12 protein-coding genes are annotated in these 16,304 nt (G+C 37.6%); 11 read left to right on the forward strand and 1 reads right to left on the reverse strand.

Annotated elements, in window-relative coordinates; genetic code table 11:
* Positions 1-237: 237 nt before the first annotated feature.
* The 10 genes from liaX to DVW83_RS01010 all read left to right on the forward strand — a co-directional run bounded on the left by liaX (position 238) and on the right by DVW83_RS01010 (position 13,533).
* Entirely contained in the window at positions 238-1,797 is a 1,560-nt protein-coding gene (gene liaX, locus DVW83_RS00965; RefSeq protein WP_137238906.1) for a daptomycin-sensing surface protein LiaX, read from the forward strand.
* 128 nt (positions 1,798-1,925) lie between these two features.
* Entirely contained in the window at positions 1,926-2,231 is a 306-nt protein-coding gene (locus tag DVW83_RS00970) for a PspC domain-containing protein (protein WP_104661261.1), read from the forward strand.
* The gene (locus DVW83_RS00975) at positions 2,231-2,581 is read left to right on the forward strand and encodes a phage holin family protein (protein WP_137238909.1); all 351 of its coding nucleotides are present in this window, start codon (positions 2,231-2,233) and stop codon (positions 2,579-2,581) included. Before DVW83_RS00970 ends, DVW83_RS00975 begins: the two co-directional genes overlap by 1 nt.
* A 189-nt stretch (positions 2,582-2,770) precedes the next feature.
* Positions 2,771-3,709, forward strand: a complete 939-nt coding sequence (hprK, locus tag DVW83_RS00980) for an HPr(Ser) kinase/phosphatase (RefSeq protein WP_016177420.1) — start codon at positions 2,771-2,773, stop codon at positions 3,707-3,709.
* 14 nt (positions 3,710-3,723) lie between these two features.
* Entirely contained in the window at positions 3,724-4,554 is an 831-nt protein-coding gene (gene lgt, locus DVW83_RS00985) for a prolipoprotein diacylglyceryl transferase (protein ID WP_104661259.1), read from the forward strand.
* Between the two features lie 42 nt (positions 4,555-4,596).
* The gene (locus DVW83_RS00990; protein WP_104661258.1) at positions 4,597-5,622 is read left to right on the forward strand and encodes an NAD(P)H-dependent glycerol-3-phosphate dehydrogenase; all 1,026 of its coding nucleotides are present in this window, start codon (positions 4,597-4,599) and stop codon (positions 5,620-5,622) included.
* Between the two features lie 14 nt (positions 5,623-5,636).
* Positions 5,637-6,575 carry a UTP--glucose-1-phosphate uridylyltransferase GalU gene (galU, locus tag DVW83_RS00995; RefSeq protein ID WP_104661257.1) on the forward strand — a complete coding sequence of 313 codons (939 nt, stop codon included), beginning with the start codon at positions 5,637-5,639 and terminating at the stop codon, positions 6,573-6,575.
* A 256-nt stretch (positions 6,576-6,831) separates the two neighbouring features.
* Positions 6,832-7,272, forward strand: coding sequence for a DUF948 domain-containing protein (locus DVW83_RS01000; RefSeq protein ID WP_104661256.1), 441 nt, complete (start codon positions 6,832-6,834; stop codon positions 7,270-7,272).
* Between the two features lie 2 nt (positions 7,273-7,274).
* Positions 7,275-7,868 carry a YtxH domain-containing protein gene (locus tag DVW83_RS01005; protein WP_104661255.1) on the forward strand — a complete coding sequence of 198 codons (594 nt, stop codon included), beginning with the start codon at positions 7,275-7,277 and terminating at the stop codon, positions 7,866-7,868.
* Between the two features lie 421 nt (positions 7,869-8,289).
* Positions 8,290-13,533, forward strand: a complete 5,244-nt coding sequence (locus DVW83_RS01010) for a S8 family serine peptidase (protein ID WP_238699320.1) — start codon at positions 8,290-8,292, stop codon at positions 13,531-13,533.
* Positions 13,534-13,643: 110 nt separating this feature from the next.
* Here the strand turns inward: DVW83_RS01010 and DVW83_RS01015 are convergent, their stop codons facing one another.
* Positions 13,644-14,747, reverse strand: coding sequence for an aminopeptidase P family protein (locus DVW83_RS01015; protein WP_104661744.1), 1,104 nt, complete (start codon positions 14,745-14,747; stop codon positions 13,644-13,646).
* A 209-nt stretch (positions 14,748-14,956) separates the two neighbouring features.
* On the opposite strand from DVW83_RS01015, the gene ccpA reads away from it, so the two are divergent.
* A complete protein-coding gene (ccpA, locus tag DVW83_RS01020; protein ID WP_005880387.1) occupies positions 14,957-15,958 on the forward strand; it encodes a catabolite control protein A in 1,002 nt (333 codons plus the stop codon).
* Positions 15,959-16,304: the final 346 nt, after the last annotated feature.

Below are 16,304 nucleotides of genomic sequence, written 5' to 3' on the forward strand. Positions count from 1 at the left end.
GTGGTCTTTCATCTTTTTTTAGATAATATATAGCATAAGAATATGGACCGATGGGATTGAATCAAATCAAGTGGAAATGCGCAATAAACTTCCCACCTTATTCTTCATAAAACCAATAGCAACTAGAGATGGAGAAAAAGTTACAACTTAAGTCCTATGACTTTTTAACGCATTCGGTGCATAATATGTATGTAAGGAAAAGCTTGCAAACCATTTTTGCTTAAGGAGGCAATTTCCATGAAAGAAAGAGAACGTATTTTAGATCTAGTTAAAAAAGGAGTCCTTTCAACTGAAGAAGGACTGGACCTATTAGAGAGTATGGCAACTGAAAAAGACGAAAAACAAATTGCAAAAGAAGCGGATAGAGTAACTGCCAGTCATAAAGAAAAAAATCAAGTGATTGATGAATTAGAAAATGGTGTAACAGAAGAACAGCCAGAAATCGATCCAAAACAAAAAGAAAAAGAAGACCAAGAAAATCTAGAAAAAATCTTAGATGAACTAGCCACTGAAGCGAATAAGACTTCTGCTCATTTGGATGAAGTCAATGAGAAATTGGCTGAAAACAAAGCTGTACGTAATGAAAAACAGGAAACATTGATGCAGCTAAATACAAAAGAAGAATTAGATCAGCTTTCTGAGGAAGAATTAACACAACGAAAAACGTTAGAAGATGAAATCAAAGAATTAGAAGCTGCAGGAGATATTTTAACAGAAGAACGTATAAAATTAGAAGCAGAACTAAAAGACATCCGTAAAAACCAGTGGTCAGAAAAAAAAGAAACATTCTCAGAAAAATTTGAGATTCCTGATGATTGGAAAGAACAGGCCACTGATACACTGAACCAAGTAGGCGAAAAAATGTCTGAAGCAGGAACGCATCTAGGTAAATTCTTGCGTAAGACTTTCCAATCTGTTTCTGAAACTGTCAATGACAATATGGAATGGAAAGATGTCAATCTTCGTGTACCAGGCATTGCTACGACGAAATTTGAACATGAATTTTATTATGAAGCTCCAGAAGCAAGCATCATCGATATCAAAGTAGCCAATGGGAATGTGGTATTGAAGACATGGGATAGCGAAGATGTTAAAGTTGAGACGAAAATCAAATTATATGGAAAAATGAATGCAGAACCATTTGAAGCATTTTTAGAACGTAGCCAGATCGAAGTGAATGATGACCATCTTTCATTCCAGATCCCAAATAAACGTGTTCGTGCAGATCTCGTCTTTTACCTTCCGAAAAGAGTATATGACCATACAGCAATCAAATTGTTGAATGGAAATATCACGATTGATGAGTTAGAAGGCAAAGATATCTATACGAAATCAACAAATGGAAATATCACAGTCAACCATCTTACAGCTACCATGCTTGAAGTAGAAGGTGTAAATGGAAATATCGATATACGTGATGGTGCGATTTTAGATTCTATCATTGAAACAGTGAACGGCACTGTTACGGTTGGAGCTACACCTGAAAATCTATCTGTTTCTTTAGTCAATGGAGATGTGCGGTTAACGATCAAAGAGGATCGTTTGAAAAAAATCGAGGCAAGCTCTGTGAATGGAAATGTCAAACTAGCATTACCAAGTACGATCGGATTAGAAGGAAATGCGAAAACTAGTTTAGGAAGTATCAATAGTCGGTTATCCGATTATGAAGTAGTCCGTGAGAAAAAAGAACGGACAAACCAAATGCTACAATTCCGCCGTTTATCAGAAGATGGTGTAGCTACAGTTCAATTAACAACAACAACAGGCAGCATCTATCTCAAAGACGCAGAAATGTAAGCAAGCTGTTCACAGCAGGATTCTTATAATTGTCATGCTGTGAACAGTAGTTAAAAAAATAGTGAAAAAGGTACTATTGTCACAACCTTTTTCTTCAATTACAATGGTAGGACAGAGGTGAATCAAAAATGAAAAAAAAGTTGACAAAGTCAAATAATAATATCGTCTTAACAGGTACATTAGCTGGGATTGCAGAATATCTCGGAATCGACCCTACAGTTGTTCGAGTGATCTATGTGATCTTGAGTTTGGTTGCTTTTGGCAGTCCGATTATTTTATATATCCTATTGGCACTGATCATTCCATCAGCACGAAAAAAACGTACAAGTTATGGACATGATAACCAATATTATGAAAACAACAACTATCGTGAACAAACAAAAAAACGTAAAGAGGCGGAAAAAATCGATGACGATGAATGGAGTGACTTTTAATGTCGTACCTTCAACGGATCATCGTCAATTCGCTGACTTTTATCTCATTAGCAGTTCTTTTTCCAAATATAGTCTATGTAAATAGTATTTGGACTGCAGTTTTGGCAAGTTTTGTGTTATCACTATTGAATATGTTCGTTAAACCGATCTTAACGATATTATCATTGCCGTTTACGCTGATAACTCTTGGCTTGTTTACATTCGTCATCAATGCAGCAATTTTGAAATTGACCTCTTTCTTTATAGGAGCGAGCAATTTCGGGTTCGCTTCATTCGGAGCGGCACTGTTTGTCGCTATCTTGATGGTACTCGTCAATGTGATCGTTAGTGAACATAATAGTAGAAAATAAGGCCGTTAAGTGCCAGGCTAAAGAGTCGACATGAACTGATTCCCCCCGTTCGTGTCGATTTTTTTTGCTTTTTTCATTCAAAAAGTGCGAACCGATCGTAAAATAAAACGTTTTTTTTATTTGGTAGTACTTTTTGCTATACAATGATAAAATGAAGGGGAACACTCTAATAGAAATGAGGTAACACGAATGGCAGAAGTTGTAAAAGTAAGCCAATTGGTAGAAAAATTATCATTAGAAATCGTAACTGGTGACGAGAAGAGTTTGGAGCGTGTTATCGTAACTGGCGATATTTCAAGACCAGGCTTAGAATTAACCGGTTATTTTAATTATTATTCACATGATCGCCTACAGTTGTTCGGCAGTAAAGAAATCACGTTTGCTGAACGAATGATGCCTGAAGAAAGATTGATGATCATGAGACGGCTGTGCAGTGAGGATATGCCGGCATTTATTATTTCAAGAGGTTTACCAGCATCCGAAGAAATGATCCAAGCAGCGAATGAACATGGGATGGCAGTATTACGTTCACCAATCTCGACATCCCGTCTACTTGGAGAATTATCCAGCTACTTAGACGGAAGGTTAGCGCCTCGGACGAGTGTCCATGGTGTACTAGTCGATGTTTATGGTTTAGGCGTATTGATCCAAGGGGATAGCGGAATCGGTAAAAGTGAAACAGCGTTAGAATTGATCAAACGGGGACATCGTTTGATCGCAGATGATCGAGTGGATGTCTACCAGCAAGATGAATTGACTGTGATCGGGGAACCACCAAAAATTTTGGAACATCTGATTGAGATCCGAGGAATCGGGATCATCGATGTCATGAATCTATTTGGCGCCAGTGCTGTACGTGGATCGATGCAAGTCCAATTAGCGGTTTATTTAGAAGCATGGGCAAAAGATAAAAAATATGATCGTTTAGGATCAGAAGATACTTCAGTAGAAATCGCTGAAGTGGGGATTCCACAAATCAAGATCCCTGTGAAAACTGGGCGAAATGTAGCGATCATCATTGAAGTAGCTGCTATGAATTTCCGTGCAAAAACAATGGGATTTGACGCAACGAAGACGTTTGAAGAAAGATTGAGCCGCTTGATCGAAGAAAATTCTGGTGGACAGTAGCAAGGAGTGGAAACATGTTGGCACAAATAAACAGAGTGGCTTTTGATTTTCTAGGGATACCTATCTATTGGTATGCACTGATCATTATTTCAGGGATCATCATTGCCATGTGGCTTAGCAGCCGTGAAGCAGTTCGAGTAGGGCTGAAAGCTGATGATGTGACTGATTTTATGTTATGGGGATTACCCTTATCGATTATTGGTGCACGTTTGTACTATATCTTATTTGATCTTCCTCAATACCTTGCTGATCCGATCCAAATATTCAATATCCGTTCAGGCGGATTAGCGATTTATGGTGGCTTGATTGCTGGGGCGATCACTTTATACTTTTTTACAAAATATCATTTTATTTCTATGTGGACATTTTTAGATATTGCAGCACCAAGTGTTTTACTCGCTCAAGCAATTGGACGATGGGGAAACTTCATGAACCACGAGGCTTATGGACCGAACACAACAAGAGCTTTTTTAGAAAGCTTGCATATTCCACAATTTATTATTGATAACATGTATATTGAAGGAATTTACCGTCAGCCGACTTTTTTATATGAATCGATGTGGAGCTTGATCGGTTTTGTTTTGTTGTTGATTTTAAGAAACAAAAAACATCTTCTGAAAAAAGGGGAAGTGTTGCTCGTCTATTTGATGTGGTATAGCTTTGGTCGATTTTTTATCGAAGGATTACGAACAGATAGCTTGTACTTCCTTGGAGTGATCCGTATTTCTCAATTACTATCAGCCGTGTTATTCATCGGTACGATCATTCTATTTACTTGGCGGAGAAAGAAAGAAAATCTTCCTGATTATGATCGTTCATTAGGAAAAGACCAGTTTTTGATCTGATTTGTGAGCGAATAAAATGAAAAAATTTTCAGGAGTGGTAAAATGAAATATAGAGTGGCGGTCTTAGGTTCTGGCTCTTGGGGAACAGCCTTGGCACAAGTACTTGCAGAAAATGGACACGATGTTCGTCTTTGGGGACATCGTGAAGAACAGGCGAATGAAATCAACCAGCAACATACAAATCACCGTTATTTGCCAGACCTTAAAATGGCTGAAACGATCCATGCGTTCACAGACATGGAAAAAGCAGTTGCTGATGTTGATGCTGTCCTATTTGTTATTCCAACCAAAGCAATCCGCTCGGTAGCCCAAGAACTGGCAGATAAATTAACGACTAGACCGATAATCATCCATGCAAGTAAGGGACTAGAACAACACACCCATAAACGGATTTCTGAGATCATTTTGGAAGAAGTGCCAGTTGAAAAAAGACAGGCTGTGACAGTCTTATCTGGGCCAAGTCATGCAGAAGAAGTGGCAAACCATGATATCACAACGATCACCGCTGCTAGTACGGATCAACAGGCGGCAAAATTCGTCCAAGAACTCTTTATGAATCATTATTTCCGGATCTATACAAACCCTGATGTCATCGGGGTCGAGATGGGTGCGGCATTGAAGAACATCATTGCGATCGGTGCTGGTGCGATCCATGGGCTGGGGTTTGGTGATGATGCTAAGGCTGCGATCATGACAAGAGGTTTGGCAGAGATCAGCCGACTGGGTGTAGCGATGGGAGCTAATCCATTGACTTTTATTGGTCTAAGTGGTGTAGGCGACTTGATTGTTACTTGCACTAGTGTTCATTCGAGAAATTGGCGTGCTGGAAATTTGTTAGGTCAAGGGAAAGACTTGCCATCGGTTCTCGAAGATATGGGCATGGTCGTTGAAGGAGTCAATACCACACAAGCCGCAAAAGAGCTTGCCCAAATCATGGGTGTAGAGATGCCCATCACTCAAACGATTTACGAAGTGCTTTATGAACATAAAGACGTAAAAAACGCAGCAAAAGAAATCATGTTGCGAGATGGAAAACAAGAAAATGAGTTTTCATTAAAAATATTTTAGAGGAGAGTTGACACATGAAAGTAAAAAAAGCAGTAATTCCAGCAGCAGGATTAGGAACTAGATTTTTACCTGCCACAAAAGCAATGGCTAAGGAGATGCTTCCGATTGTTGACAAACCAACGATTCAGTTTATTGTTGAAGAAGCATTGAAATCAGGAATCGAAGATATTTTGATCGTCACAGGAAAAGCTAAAAGACCGATCGAAGACCATTTTGATTCAAATATCGAATTAGAAACAAACCTTAGTGAAAAAGGAAAAACTGAATTATTGAAATTAGTGGAAGAAACGACTGATGTCAATCTTCATTTTATCCGTCAATCTCATCCAAAAGGGTTAGGTCATGCCGTTTTACAAGCTCGTGCATTTATCGGAAATGAACCTTTTGTCGTGATGTTAGGTGACGACATCATGGAAGATGAAGTGCCGTTGACACAACAGTTGATCGATGATTATGAACGTACACATGCTTCAACTATCGCGGTTATGCAAGTACCACAAAAAGATACATCGAAATATGGGATCATCAATCCTGGAGAAGAGTTAGAAGACGGCTTATACAATGTTAAGAATTTCGTTGAAAAACCTGAACCAAGTAAAGCACCAAGTGATTTAGCAATTATTGGGCGTTACTTGTTGACGCCAGAGATTTTTGATGTATTAGCAGAACAAAAACCAGGTGCAGGTAACGAGATCCAATTAACTGATGCCATTGATACTTTAAACCGAACACAACGCGTTTTTGCTCGTAAATTTACAGGTAAACGTTATGATGTCGGAGATAAATTTGGTTTTATGAAAACGAGTATTGAATATGGTTTGACACATCCAGAGGTTGGTGAACCTTTGAGAGAATATATCAAAGCATTGGGGAAAGAATTAGAAGCGGAAGATCATTCCGTATCTACAAATATAAAAAAACCGATTGAATCAAAAAAAGAAGATAAAAAATAATCTTTATTAAAGAAAGAGGTCGAGACAAAAGTCGTTTAGGTGTGAGAAATTGGAGAAAAAAACGAACAATACGCTTTTTGTATTGCTCGTTTTTTTTGAGATTTCCGAAGAATTTGCCTTTTTGACGCCGTTTATTCGAAAGTCTGTAGCAAAACTGATTTTTAGATTTGTCCCACACTCTTTCACTATTTTTTATTTGTTTAAAAAACGTGAAAATGCTATTCTAATAGAAAGAGTATCAGAAGGGAGTTTAACTATGACAGGCGGAGAAATTGCAGGATTGATTGCAGCGATTGCATTTGCAGTGCTAGTTGTTTTCATCGTAAAAGTTTTACTACAATTATCAAAAACATTAGAAAAAGTTGATCAAACAGTCGCGGAAGCAAATACAACGATTGAAGTTGTAACGAAAGATGTCGATGTTTTATCAAGACAAGTGGAAGGTTTATTAGTGAAAAGCAATGAACTTCTTTTAGATATCAATGGTAAGGTAGCAACTATCGATCCATTGTTCACTGCAGTAGCCGATTTAAGTGAAAGCGTCTCAGAATTGAATGTATCAAGCAAAAATATTGTGGCGAAAGTTGGTGGTATCGGCAAAACGACAGCCAAGGCAACGGTAGCTGGAAAAGTTGGCGGGACTGCTTTAAAATTTTTCAAAAATAAAAAACATACTGAAACGACAGGAGGAAAATAATCATGGCAAAAAAAGGCGGATTTTTATTAGGTGCAGTAATCGGTGGAACAGCCGCAGCGGTAGCAGCATTATTGTTAGCACCTAAATCAGGAAAAGAACTAAGAGATGAATTAGCAGCACAAGCAGATGATTTTCTAGACATGGCTTCAGATTACACAGATATGGCGAAAGAAAAAACAAGTACATTGACAGACATCGCAAAAGAAAAAGCACAAGATCTATCACAACAAGCAGGAGATCTTGCTGGAAATGTGAAAAATAAAGTCAATGATTCAGCTGACGTAGTTGAAGATGAATCAGAAGATATTTTGTTGAATCTAAAGGAACAATCGGCAGACCTATCTGATCGTTTCAAAAAATCAGCAGATGACTTGAAAAAACCAGTAAATAAAATGGGTGAAGTTGCAAAAGATACAACAGAAGATATCCTGATCCAAGCAAAAGATACTGCATCTGCTGGTGGAGAAACAATCCAAGAGGGTATTGAAGAAGCAAAACCTGTGGCAGAAGATGCGAAAACGATGAAAGATATGGCAAAAGAAGACGTTCATTCAGCAAAAGAAGATTTAAAAGATACATTTAAAGAACAGAAATAAGACTTCATTATCGAAAATAAAAGAGCAGTGAGTACTGAGGGTTCGTTCAGTATTCACTGCTTTTTTGATATTTATTACTATTGTTATTTTTTTAGTGGTTATGAAATGCCTTTTTGATTTTTAAAATCATATGTTTTATTTAATATGTGAAATTGGATTTATATATATATGAGTGTTTTTTATAATTTTAATAATTTTCTATTGTTTATTTAACAGCGTTTTTTTAATATATAATGTTATTTTATTTTTTTAATAATTAAATGGTCTATCTCTTAAAATGTTCGCTTTAATTTTTAGAAAATTTAAAAAATATATTGCTAGTTCTTTATATGTGTGTTATTTTAATTTCAACGAACCAATTGATTTGCTTCGGACATTGGTTGTAAATAAATGAAAGTACACATAAGACGGGAGGAAAAAAATGAAAAAAGGAAATTGGAGGAGGAAAGCTTACTGGATAGGAACGATTGGTACAACTATTTTATTGTCACCTTTGTTTTTAAGTGTGTATTCTAGCGTAGCGGATGCTACTGAGATTCCCACGGAAACGACAAATTTAGTAGAAGATAAACAGGATCTTAAGGACTATATTTCTAAGAAAAAAGCGATCGATTCCGAGTTGATCAAAAAAGCTGCACTAGCTCAGCTAAAAGCGCAGGGATATTATGACGAGAACGAGAAAGATATCAAAGCAACTGATAAAGTACGAGTGATGATTCGCTTAAAAGAGAAAGCGGCTGTCGAAAAATCGAAGAAATCGATCGATACACCTGAATCAATCGAAAAAGTGCAAGAAGTTTCTGAAAAAGTAATCGCAAAACAAGAGACAATCCAAGAAAAAGTGGAAAAGATTGCTAAAACGAAGGTGATCAGGGAGTTTGGCCTATTGATTAACGGTTTTTCCATGGATGTTAGCTATGGAGATATCGAGAAACTAGAAGGAATCGAAGGCGTCGAATCAGTCAGTGTTATCAAAGCATATACTCCCCAAGACGCATCGTCAAACAAGATGGCAGATATTGAAAAGGCTTGGAATGACTATAATTTGAAAGGTGAAAATACGGTTATTTCGATTATCGATTCAGGGATGGACCCTAGTCATCAGGATCTCAAATTGAGTAAGAGCACAGGAGTGCAACTTGAAAAACAAGAAGCGGATAAAAAAATAAAAAATCTAGGTTATGGAAAGTACTTTTCAGCTAAAGTTCCTTTTGGACATAATTATGCGGACGAATCGGAAGATGTCGTTGATCAAAGTTCAGTGATGCATGGACAGCATGTGGCTGGAATTGCGGCAGCTAACGGCGTAGTAAAGGGTGTCGCACCAGAAGCACAATTGTTAGCGATGAAAGTTTTTTCTAATAATGATAACCAAAGCTGTATGTCTGATGATATCATCGCAGCTATCGAAGACTCTGTCGTTCTAGGAGCCGATGTCATCAATATGAGTTTAGGAAGTGATGCTGGAAATAGTGATACATCTGACCCAGAACAATTAGCGATCCAAACAGCTTCGGATGCAGGAGTCTTATGTGTGATTGCTGCAGGAAATGCAGCAACTAGTGGTACTGTATCTGGTACTGCAACGGATATAGTAGGGACAGATGATCAGTCGATGATTTCTTCTCCCGCAGTTGTTTCTTCTTCCTTGAGTGTTGCTTCTGCGGAAAATACAACGGCTACACTTCCTATATTTCATGTAGCAGGGATTCAGTTCAATGGCTATGCTTCTTATAATGGAGACTTGCAACCCTATAAGATAGCACCAACTGCTGATTACTCAGACCTTAAAAATAAGCATGAGCTAATTGATGTGGGAAGCGCTAGTAAGGAAGAAATTTCCCGACTTGATGCTAAAAACAAGATTGCGTTGATTCATGGAGATACAACGAATCATTCCGAAAAAGTAGCAAATGTGAAAAAAGCTGGAGCAGTAGCAGCTGTGATCTATGAAGATGCTCAATATGCACCAAATTTGACGGATCTTTCTTATCCAACCATTTGTGTTTTTGCTAGAGAAGGGACCCAATTACTTTCTGCAATGAAACAGCAGAAACAATTCACTTTTGATTTTCGAGAGGAGGTCATACAAAACAATCAAGCGGGAAAAATGTCCACATTTTCATCTTGGGGACCCACACCAACCTTAGAATTCAAACCAGAAATCACCGCGCCAGGTGGAAATATTTACTCATTGGCAAATGACAATTCATACCAATCAATGAATAGAACTTCGATGGCGTCACCATTTGTAGCAGGAGCAGAGGCATTGATCTATCAATCGGCTAAAAATAGTCAGTTGAATATTCCTAGAAAAGATTTGCCGCAATTTGCTAAAAATACACTTATGAATACGGCTACTCCTTTAATTGACCACGACCATATAAATTTGATTTATTCACCTCGTCAACAGGGAGCGGGGTTGCTTAATGTCGGCGCTGCTTTGGAAAACACAGTGAGTGCAACTGACGCCAGTGATCATGATGCCGCATTCGCTTTGAAAGAAATTACAGAACACACCAACTTTAAAGTGACTTTAACAAATTATGGAAACGACACAAAAAGTTATGTATTCAATGATTATGGTGGTGTATACACACAAGATATAGAAAAGACATCTTTAGAACTTTATGATAGTAAGATCAATGGAGCAAGTCTAACAACGGCCAATCAAAAAATCGAAGTGCCTGCTAAAGCTAGTATCGAAGTCACTGTCACGTTACAGTTGCCAGCTACATTCGACAGACAGCAATTCGTTGAAGGGTACGTTGGATTTAGCGGAGATAACACGCCTGATTTAGTGCTTCCATATATGGGCTATTATGGCGATTATGATGCGGAACTGATTACTTCTCCTCCGTATAATCAACCGGGAGGAAAAAATATCCCGACACTAGCTGGTTTTTTAGTGGATGTTAATAGTCGAAATATATTAGGTGTTAAAAATTCAGATGTCGATCCTGATAGTGTAGCTATTTCTCCTAATGGGGATGGACATTACGACTCTACATTTCCATATTTATACTTTTATCGAAACTATGCTTATGCAAAATACGAAATCGTTGACGCAAATGACCATGTGATCCAAAAAGTCTATGAAGAAAGAAACCAGCGTAAGGATTTTTTTGATCAAGAGAGAGGGAAATGGAGTACCCATGGAGTAGCCAATGGAGAATGGGATGGAAAAAGATACGACACTAAGACGGGCAAGACGAATAGAGTACCCGATGGACAGTATAGATATAAAATAACGACTGAAACTGCAAGTGGTCAAGGAGAACAAGTCACTTATTATCCACTGAAAGTAGATACACTCCCACCGGTCATCCAAGGAATGCGTATTTTTCGAGGACAGGGCATTGCATTAGAATTCGCGGACAAAGGTTCGGGAGTAAGTGACCAAGTCTCTTTGGAAATAAACGGCCAGGCGCTCAACAGGACGATCTATCCAGTAAGCGGACAAAAAAATGTTTATTTAGTGCCAAATGTAGATCAATTTTTGATAAATGGTCACAATTTTGTGAGTATAGAAGTTGCTGACAATGCGTTGAATACGACGATAGATCCAGGAAAGTATTATGATGGGCAAACAGGTCAAGTAATCAATGGAGCAGTTGGAGTGTTGAAGTTGCTCAACCTTACAGATAACTCTGTTATTACTTCGGATTCTTATAGTTATGATAAAGTGAATAAGTCGTATAACATCAAAGGAACGTATTTACCAAATACAGAATTATTTGCGAATGGTATAAAGACAGTAACTGGCGCTACCGGAGCCTTTTCTGTGGCTGTTCCAGTAGTAGCACAAAATACGGTTGTCTTTTCAAAGGACGCAACTGGAAAAAATATACTGGGCACTTACCACTTTACTTTTGTTGATCAAGCACCAACTCTTGAGATAGAAGGAGTGGATGCATCTGGAAAAGCGATCGCCCATTCAGAAAATTATCATTTGAAAGGAAAAACAAATGGAGTGAAAGTGAGTGTCGAAAACCAGTCAGCTAAAAAAAGTGTCGATTTGACAAGTAGTTTAACTAGTAATGGTGAATTTGAAGGGGACATTCCACTAGTGTTTGGAGAAAATAAATTGCTTGTGTCTTCTTATAACTCAAATGATGAGGTGACGGAGTCAACCGTTGTTATAACGACTGTAGATACAACCAGTTATACTGGGGATCTAGTTGAATTTGAGCAACTAGATGGTGGGGCGATTATAGCAAACAAAACAAGTAATTATTACAATGTTCAAACAAAAGAATTGCAGATCAACGGGAAACTAAAATATCCAGTTACAGATTTCCGTTTGAATGACGAGAAAATCAATTACGATCCTGATACACTTGCATTCAGCTACGTCATGAAAAATTTGGACAATGGGAAACATGCATTGAAAATCTATGCGCAAGACAATCGTCTGAACGATGGGCGACCAGTCATGAATTATAGTTATCCTATCGTGATCGATTCAACTTTGCCTAGTTTGATCTTACCAAATCTAACAGTGGATAGTCAGGGAAATTATTTTGCCTATACGAATCAAAATCCTTATGCGGTTAGAGCTGAAGTCAACGATAATTTAGCTGGGTACAGGTTATATATCAATTTGAATAATGCCTATAGTGATGGAAATCATGGTGTGTACAATGAAAAATACTATGCTAGCCGTCAAGCGACAACTGTCGATTATCCTATTGATATCGAAGATGGATTGAACCAAGTCGAGTTTGATTTAGTAGATACCCTAAATAATCATGTCAGTACGATTGTGACTGTTGATTATCATCATGTAATGTTAGCAACTCCAGTTATACAAAGTAATCAAACGGTTGCCAATCAAGTAGTTACTTTACATGTAGATGAGAGAACGGATGCAGAACTATACTATTCTATTGATGGAAATACATGGTCCAAGGTCAAAGATGACATGACAATTGCGGAAAATAAAACTGTTTATTATAAGTATAAAGATAAATATGGGAATGAATCAGCTGTAGCCAAATACGAAGTAAAAGCGATTCGAAAAGAGGTTGCTAGTGGACCTTCTATACAATTAGAAAGAGGTCAAAACGCAATCAAAGTGACACTAGGTTATGAAAAACAGCTGTCTAAGGAAGAAACTGCAGTACACCAACTATCCTATAGTATGGATAAAGGGAAAACATGGCAAAAATATACTCAACCATTTGAGGTAACAAAAGACTTAGAACTCTATGTGCGTACGGAAGATCAAGCAGGAAATACAAGTGATATCGTAAAAGAACAGCTTAGTTTAATCGAAAATAAAGTAGCAGAAACAGTCGTTAAGACAGCTACTAAAAATACACCAGAAAATGAAAGTAAGCCTCAAGTCGAAGCGGTTAAAACCATGGAAGCGACTCAGCCTTTAAAGGTAGAGGTAAGCCCAAGTGAGCAAAAACAAAAGAATCAGGAGCGTGTTTCCAATGTGGAAGCCACAGATCTGCTAACAGAAAAACTCACTGATTCTTCAAAAAAACAACTGCAACTCGCAAATAAAGTAGGAGATCAGCTATTGTCAAAAGAGAACAAGGTATTTCCCACCACAAATGAACGTTCTGAAATAGCACTGTTGATCATCGGTATCTTGATCTGTGCTAGTGGAGTAGGGATTATTTTCATGAGAGTTAAAAAAGGAAAAACTAGGTAATCATTTAGGATACTGAAACTGAATGTTGTGCAAGAACGAATCCTTCAAAAGAAGCAGAAACCATTGCTTCTTTTGAAGGATTCGTTTAATTATTGAAATGGATCAAGAGATTAATCTAAGATTCGTAACTCTTTTGATGTGGTAGTAAATGGTACACAACCATCTTCTGTTACATAGACACAGTCTTCGATTCGTACACCGACTTTTCCAGGAATATAGATCCCTGGTTCCAGTGAGAAGCACATGCCTTCTTCAATGACCAAATCGTTTCCTTCAACTAGAGAAGGAAATTCATGAACAGTTGTACCAATTCCGTGACCTAAGCGGTGATTGAAGTATTCTCCATAGCCGTAGCTATTGATAACATTACGAGCAATCTGATCTAGTTCAGCGGCTGTAACACCAGGTCGCACAGCTGCTTGTACAGTTAATTGTGCTTCAAGGGTGATATTGTAGATTTTTTCTTGGAATTCTGTTGGTTTCTTGTAAGCGACAGTACGTGTAGCATCACTGCAATAACCGTCCCAAACAACACCAAGATCGAATAAGACAAGTTCATTTGGTGTCACTTTGGTACTACCAGGTGTGCCATGAGGACTAGCAGCATTCATACCAGCAAGAACAATTGTGTCAAATGACATTTGTGAGACACCTTGTTTCTTCAATTGATATTCGATTTCTGCGATGATCGCTTGTTCAGTGATACCTTCTTTGACTGCGTTGAAGCCAACTTCAAACGCAACATCTGCCCATTTACCTGCGGCAATCAATTTGTCTTTTTCTTCAACTGTTTTGATCAATTGCAATCGTTGGATAATAGAAGTCAAGTCAATGAAATCATCTGTACCAACTAGTTGATCAGAGATAGCATCAAAGCGGTCAACAGTTAAAGCATTTTTTTCGATCCCGATTTTTCCGGGTTGTCCATAACGGGTACGTAATTCTTTCCCGATAATTTCCCAAGGGTTTTCGCTGTCCAAATATCCACGTACATCAAAAGTCCAGCTACTATTTTGTGCATCTTCAACTTCTAAAGCAGGGGTGAATAAAAAAGGATCTTGTTCAAGTGGAATAAAGAGCGCCAAGACACGTTCATGTGGTTCACTTTCATATCCTGAAAAATAAGCAATGTGTCCAGGATCATTGATATAAGCCAGATCCACTTGTTTTTGAGCCATCCATTTACGTAATTCGTTGATTTTTACGTTATTCATTTTGGCATCCTTCTTTCTAATTTATTGAATTATTAGATAATTGTACCACTTATTGATTAAAAGACCAATGTTTAAAAAAGTGAAAAAAGTAAAAATTTTCATGAAAACAGTGGTAAAACGGTTGCAATTTCGAGTATAATTTGATATTCTATCTAAGAAATGTAAGGCGTATTTTCAGAAAACATATAAAAATGAATAGGAGAAAAACAATGGAAAAGCAAACAATTACTATTTACGATGTAGCGAGAGAGGCAAATGTTTCGATGGCTACTGTTTCACGTGTTGTCAATGGCAATCCCAATGTAAAACCTGCCACAAGAAAAAAAGTACTGGAAGTCATTGATCGTTTAGATTATCGTCCAAATGCTGTAGCGCGTGGATTGGCAAGTAAAAAAACAACTACTGTCGGTGTGATCATTCCTGATGTAAGCAATATGTTCTTTGCATCATTAGCACGCGGAATCGATGATGTTGCCACAATGTACAAATACAATATCATTTTAGCAAACTCTGATGGAAATGACCAAAAAGAAGTAAATGTGCTAAACAATCTATTAGCGAAACAAGTAGATGGTGTGATCTTTATGGGACATCATATTACTGATGAAATCCGCGGGGAATTCTCTCGCTCAAAAACACCTGTTGTTTTAGCAGGTTCGATCGATCCAGATGAACAAGTTGGTAGTGTCAATATTGACTATACAACTGCTACAAAAGATGCAGTAAACAAATTAGCTAAAAGCGGCAATAAGAAAATCGCGTTTGTCAGTGGTGCATTGATTGATCCAATCAATGGACAAAATCGATTGAAGGGCTACAAAGAAGCATTGAAAGAAAACAACTTGCCTTACAGTGAAGGCTTGATCTTTGAAGCAGAATACAACTTCAAAGATGGATTGTCATTAGTAGAACGTATCCACAACAGTGGTGCAACAGCTGTCTATGTTTCAGATGATGAATTAGCAATCGGTATTTTAGATGGACTTTTAGATAGAGGTGTAAAAGTTCCAGAGGAATTCGAAATCATCACAAGTAACAACTCGTTACTAACAGAAGTCGCTCGCCCACGTTTGACAAGTATTACTCAACCTTTGTATGATCTTGGTGCGGTATCAATGCGCTTACTTACAAAAATGATGAACAAAGAAGAAGTGGAAGAAAAAACGATTATTTTACCATATGGAATCGAAGAAAAAGGCTCAACAAAATAAAACGGCTATTACAGCAGATGCTTGTATACCTTTGAGAGAATATTTCGCTGGAAAAGTTGTAGTTACACCAAAAAGTTAAATTTTTAATGTAGTGCACCCTCCTAGCCTGGACTAACAGCTAATTTAAGGCTCATTGTCAAATAATGTTGGTAATGAAAAATCTTAGAATAATTTGGACAGAACAGAAAGAAGGAAAGCTTCTTTCTGTTCTGTTTATTTGCTTAAAAAGGTTTTGCCATAACGGATCATGATTCGTAGTTTGAAATTATAAAAGCTTCGAAAGACATACGAGTTTCTTTTATAAATCAAGCAAATTCGTCCTTTGCATTTTTCTTTGGTTAAACAG

The organism is Enterococcus sp. VV15, assembly GCF_005236045.1.
Classification (GTDB): Bacteria; Bacillota; Bacilli; order Lactobacillales; family Enterococcaceae; genus Enterococcus_B; species Enterococcus_B durans.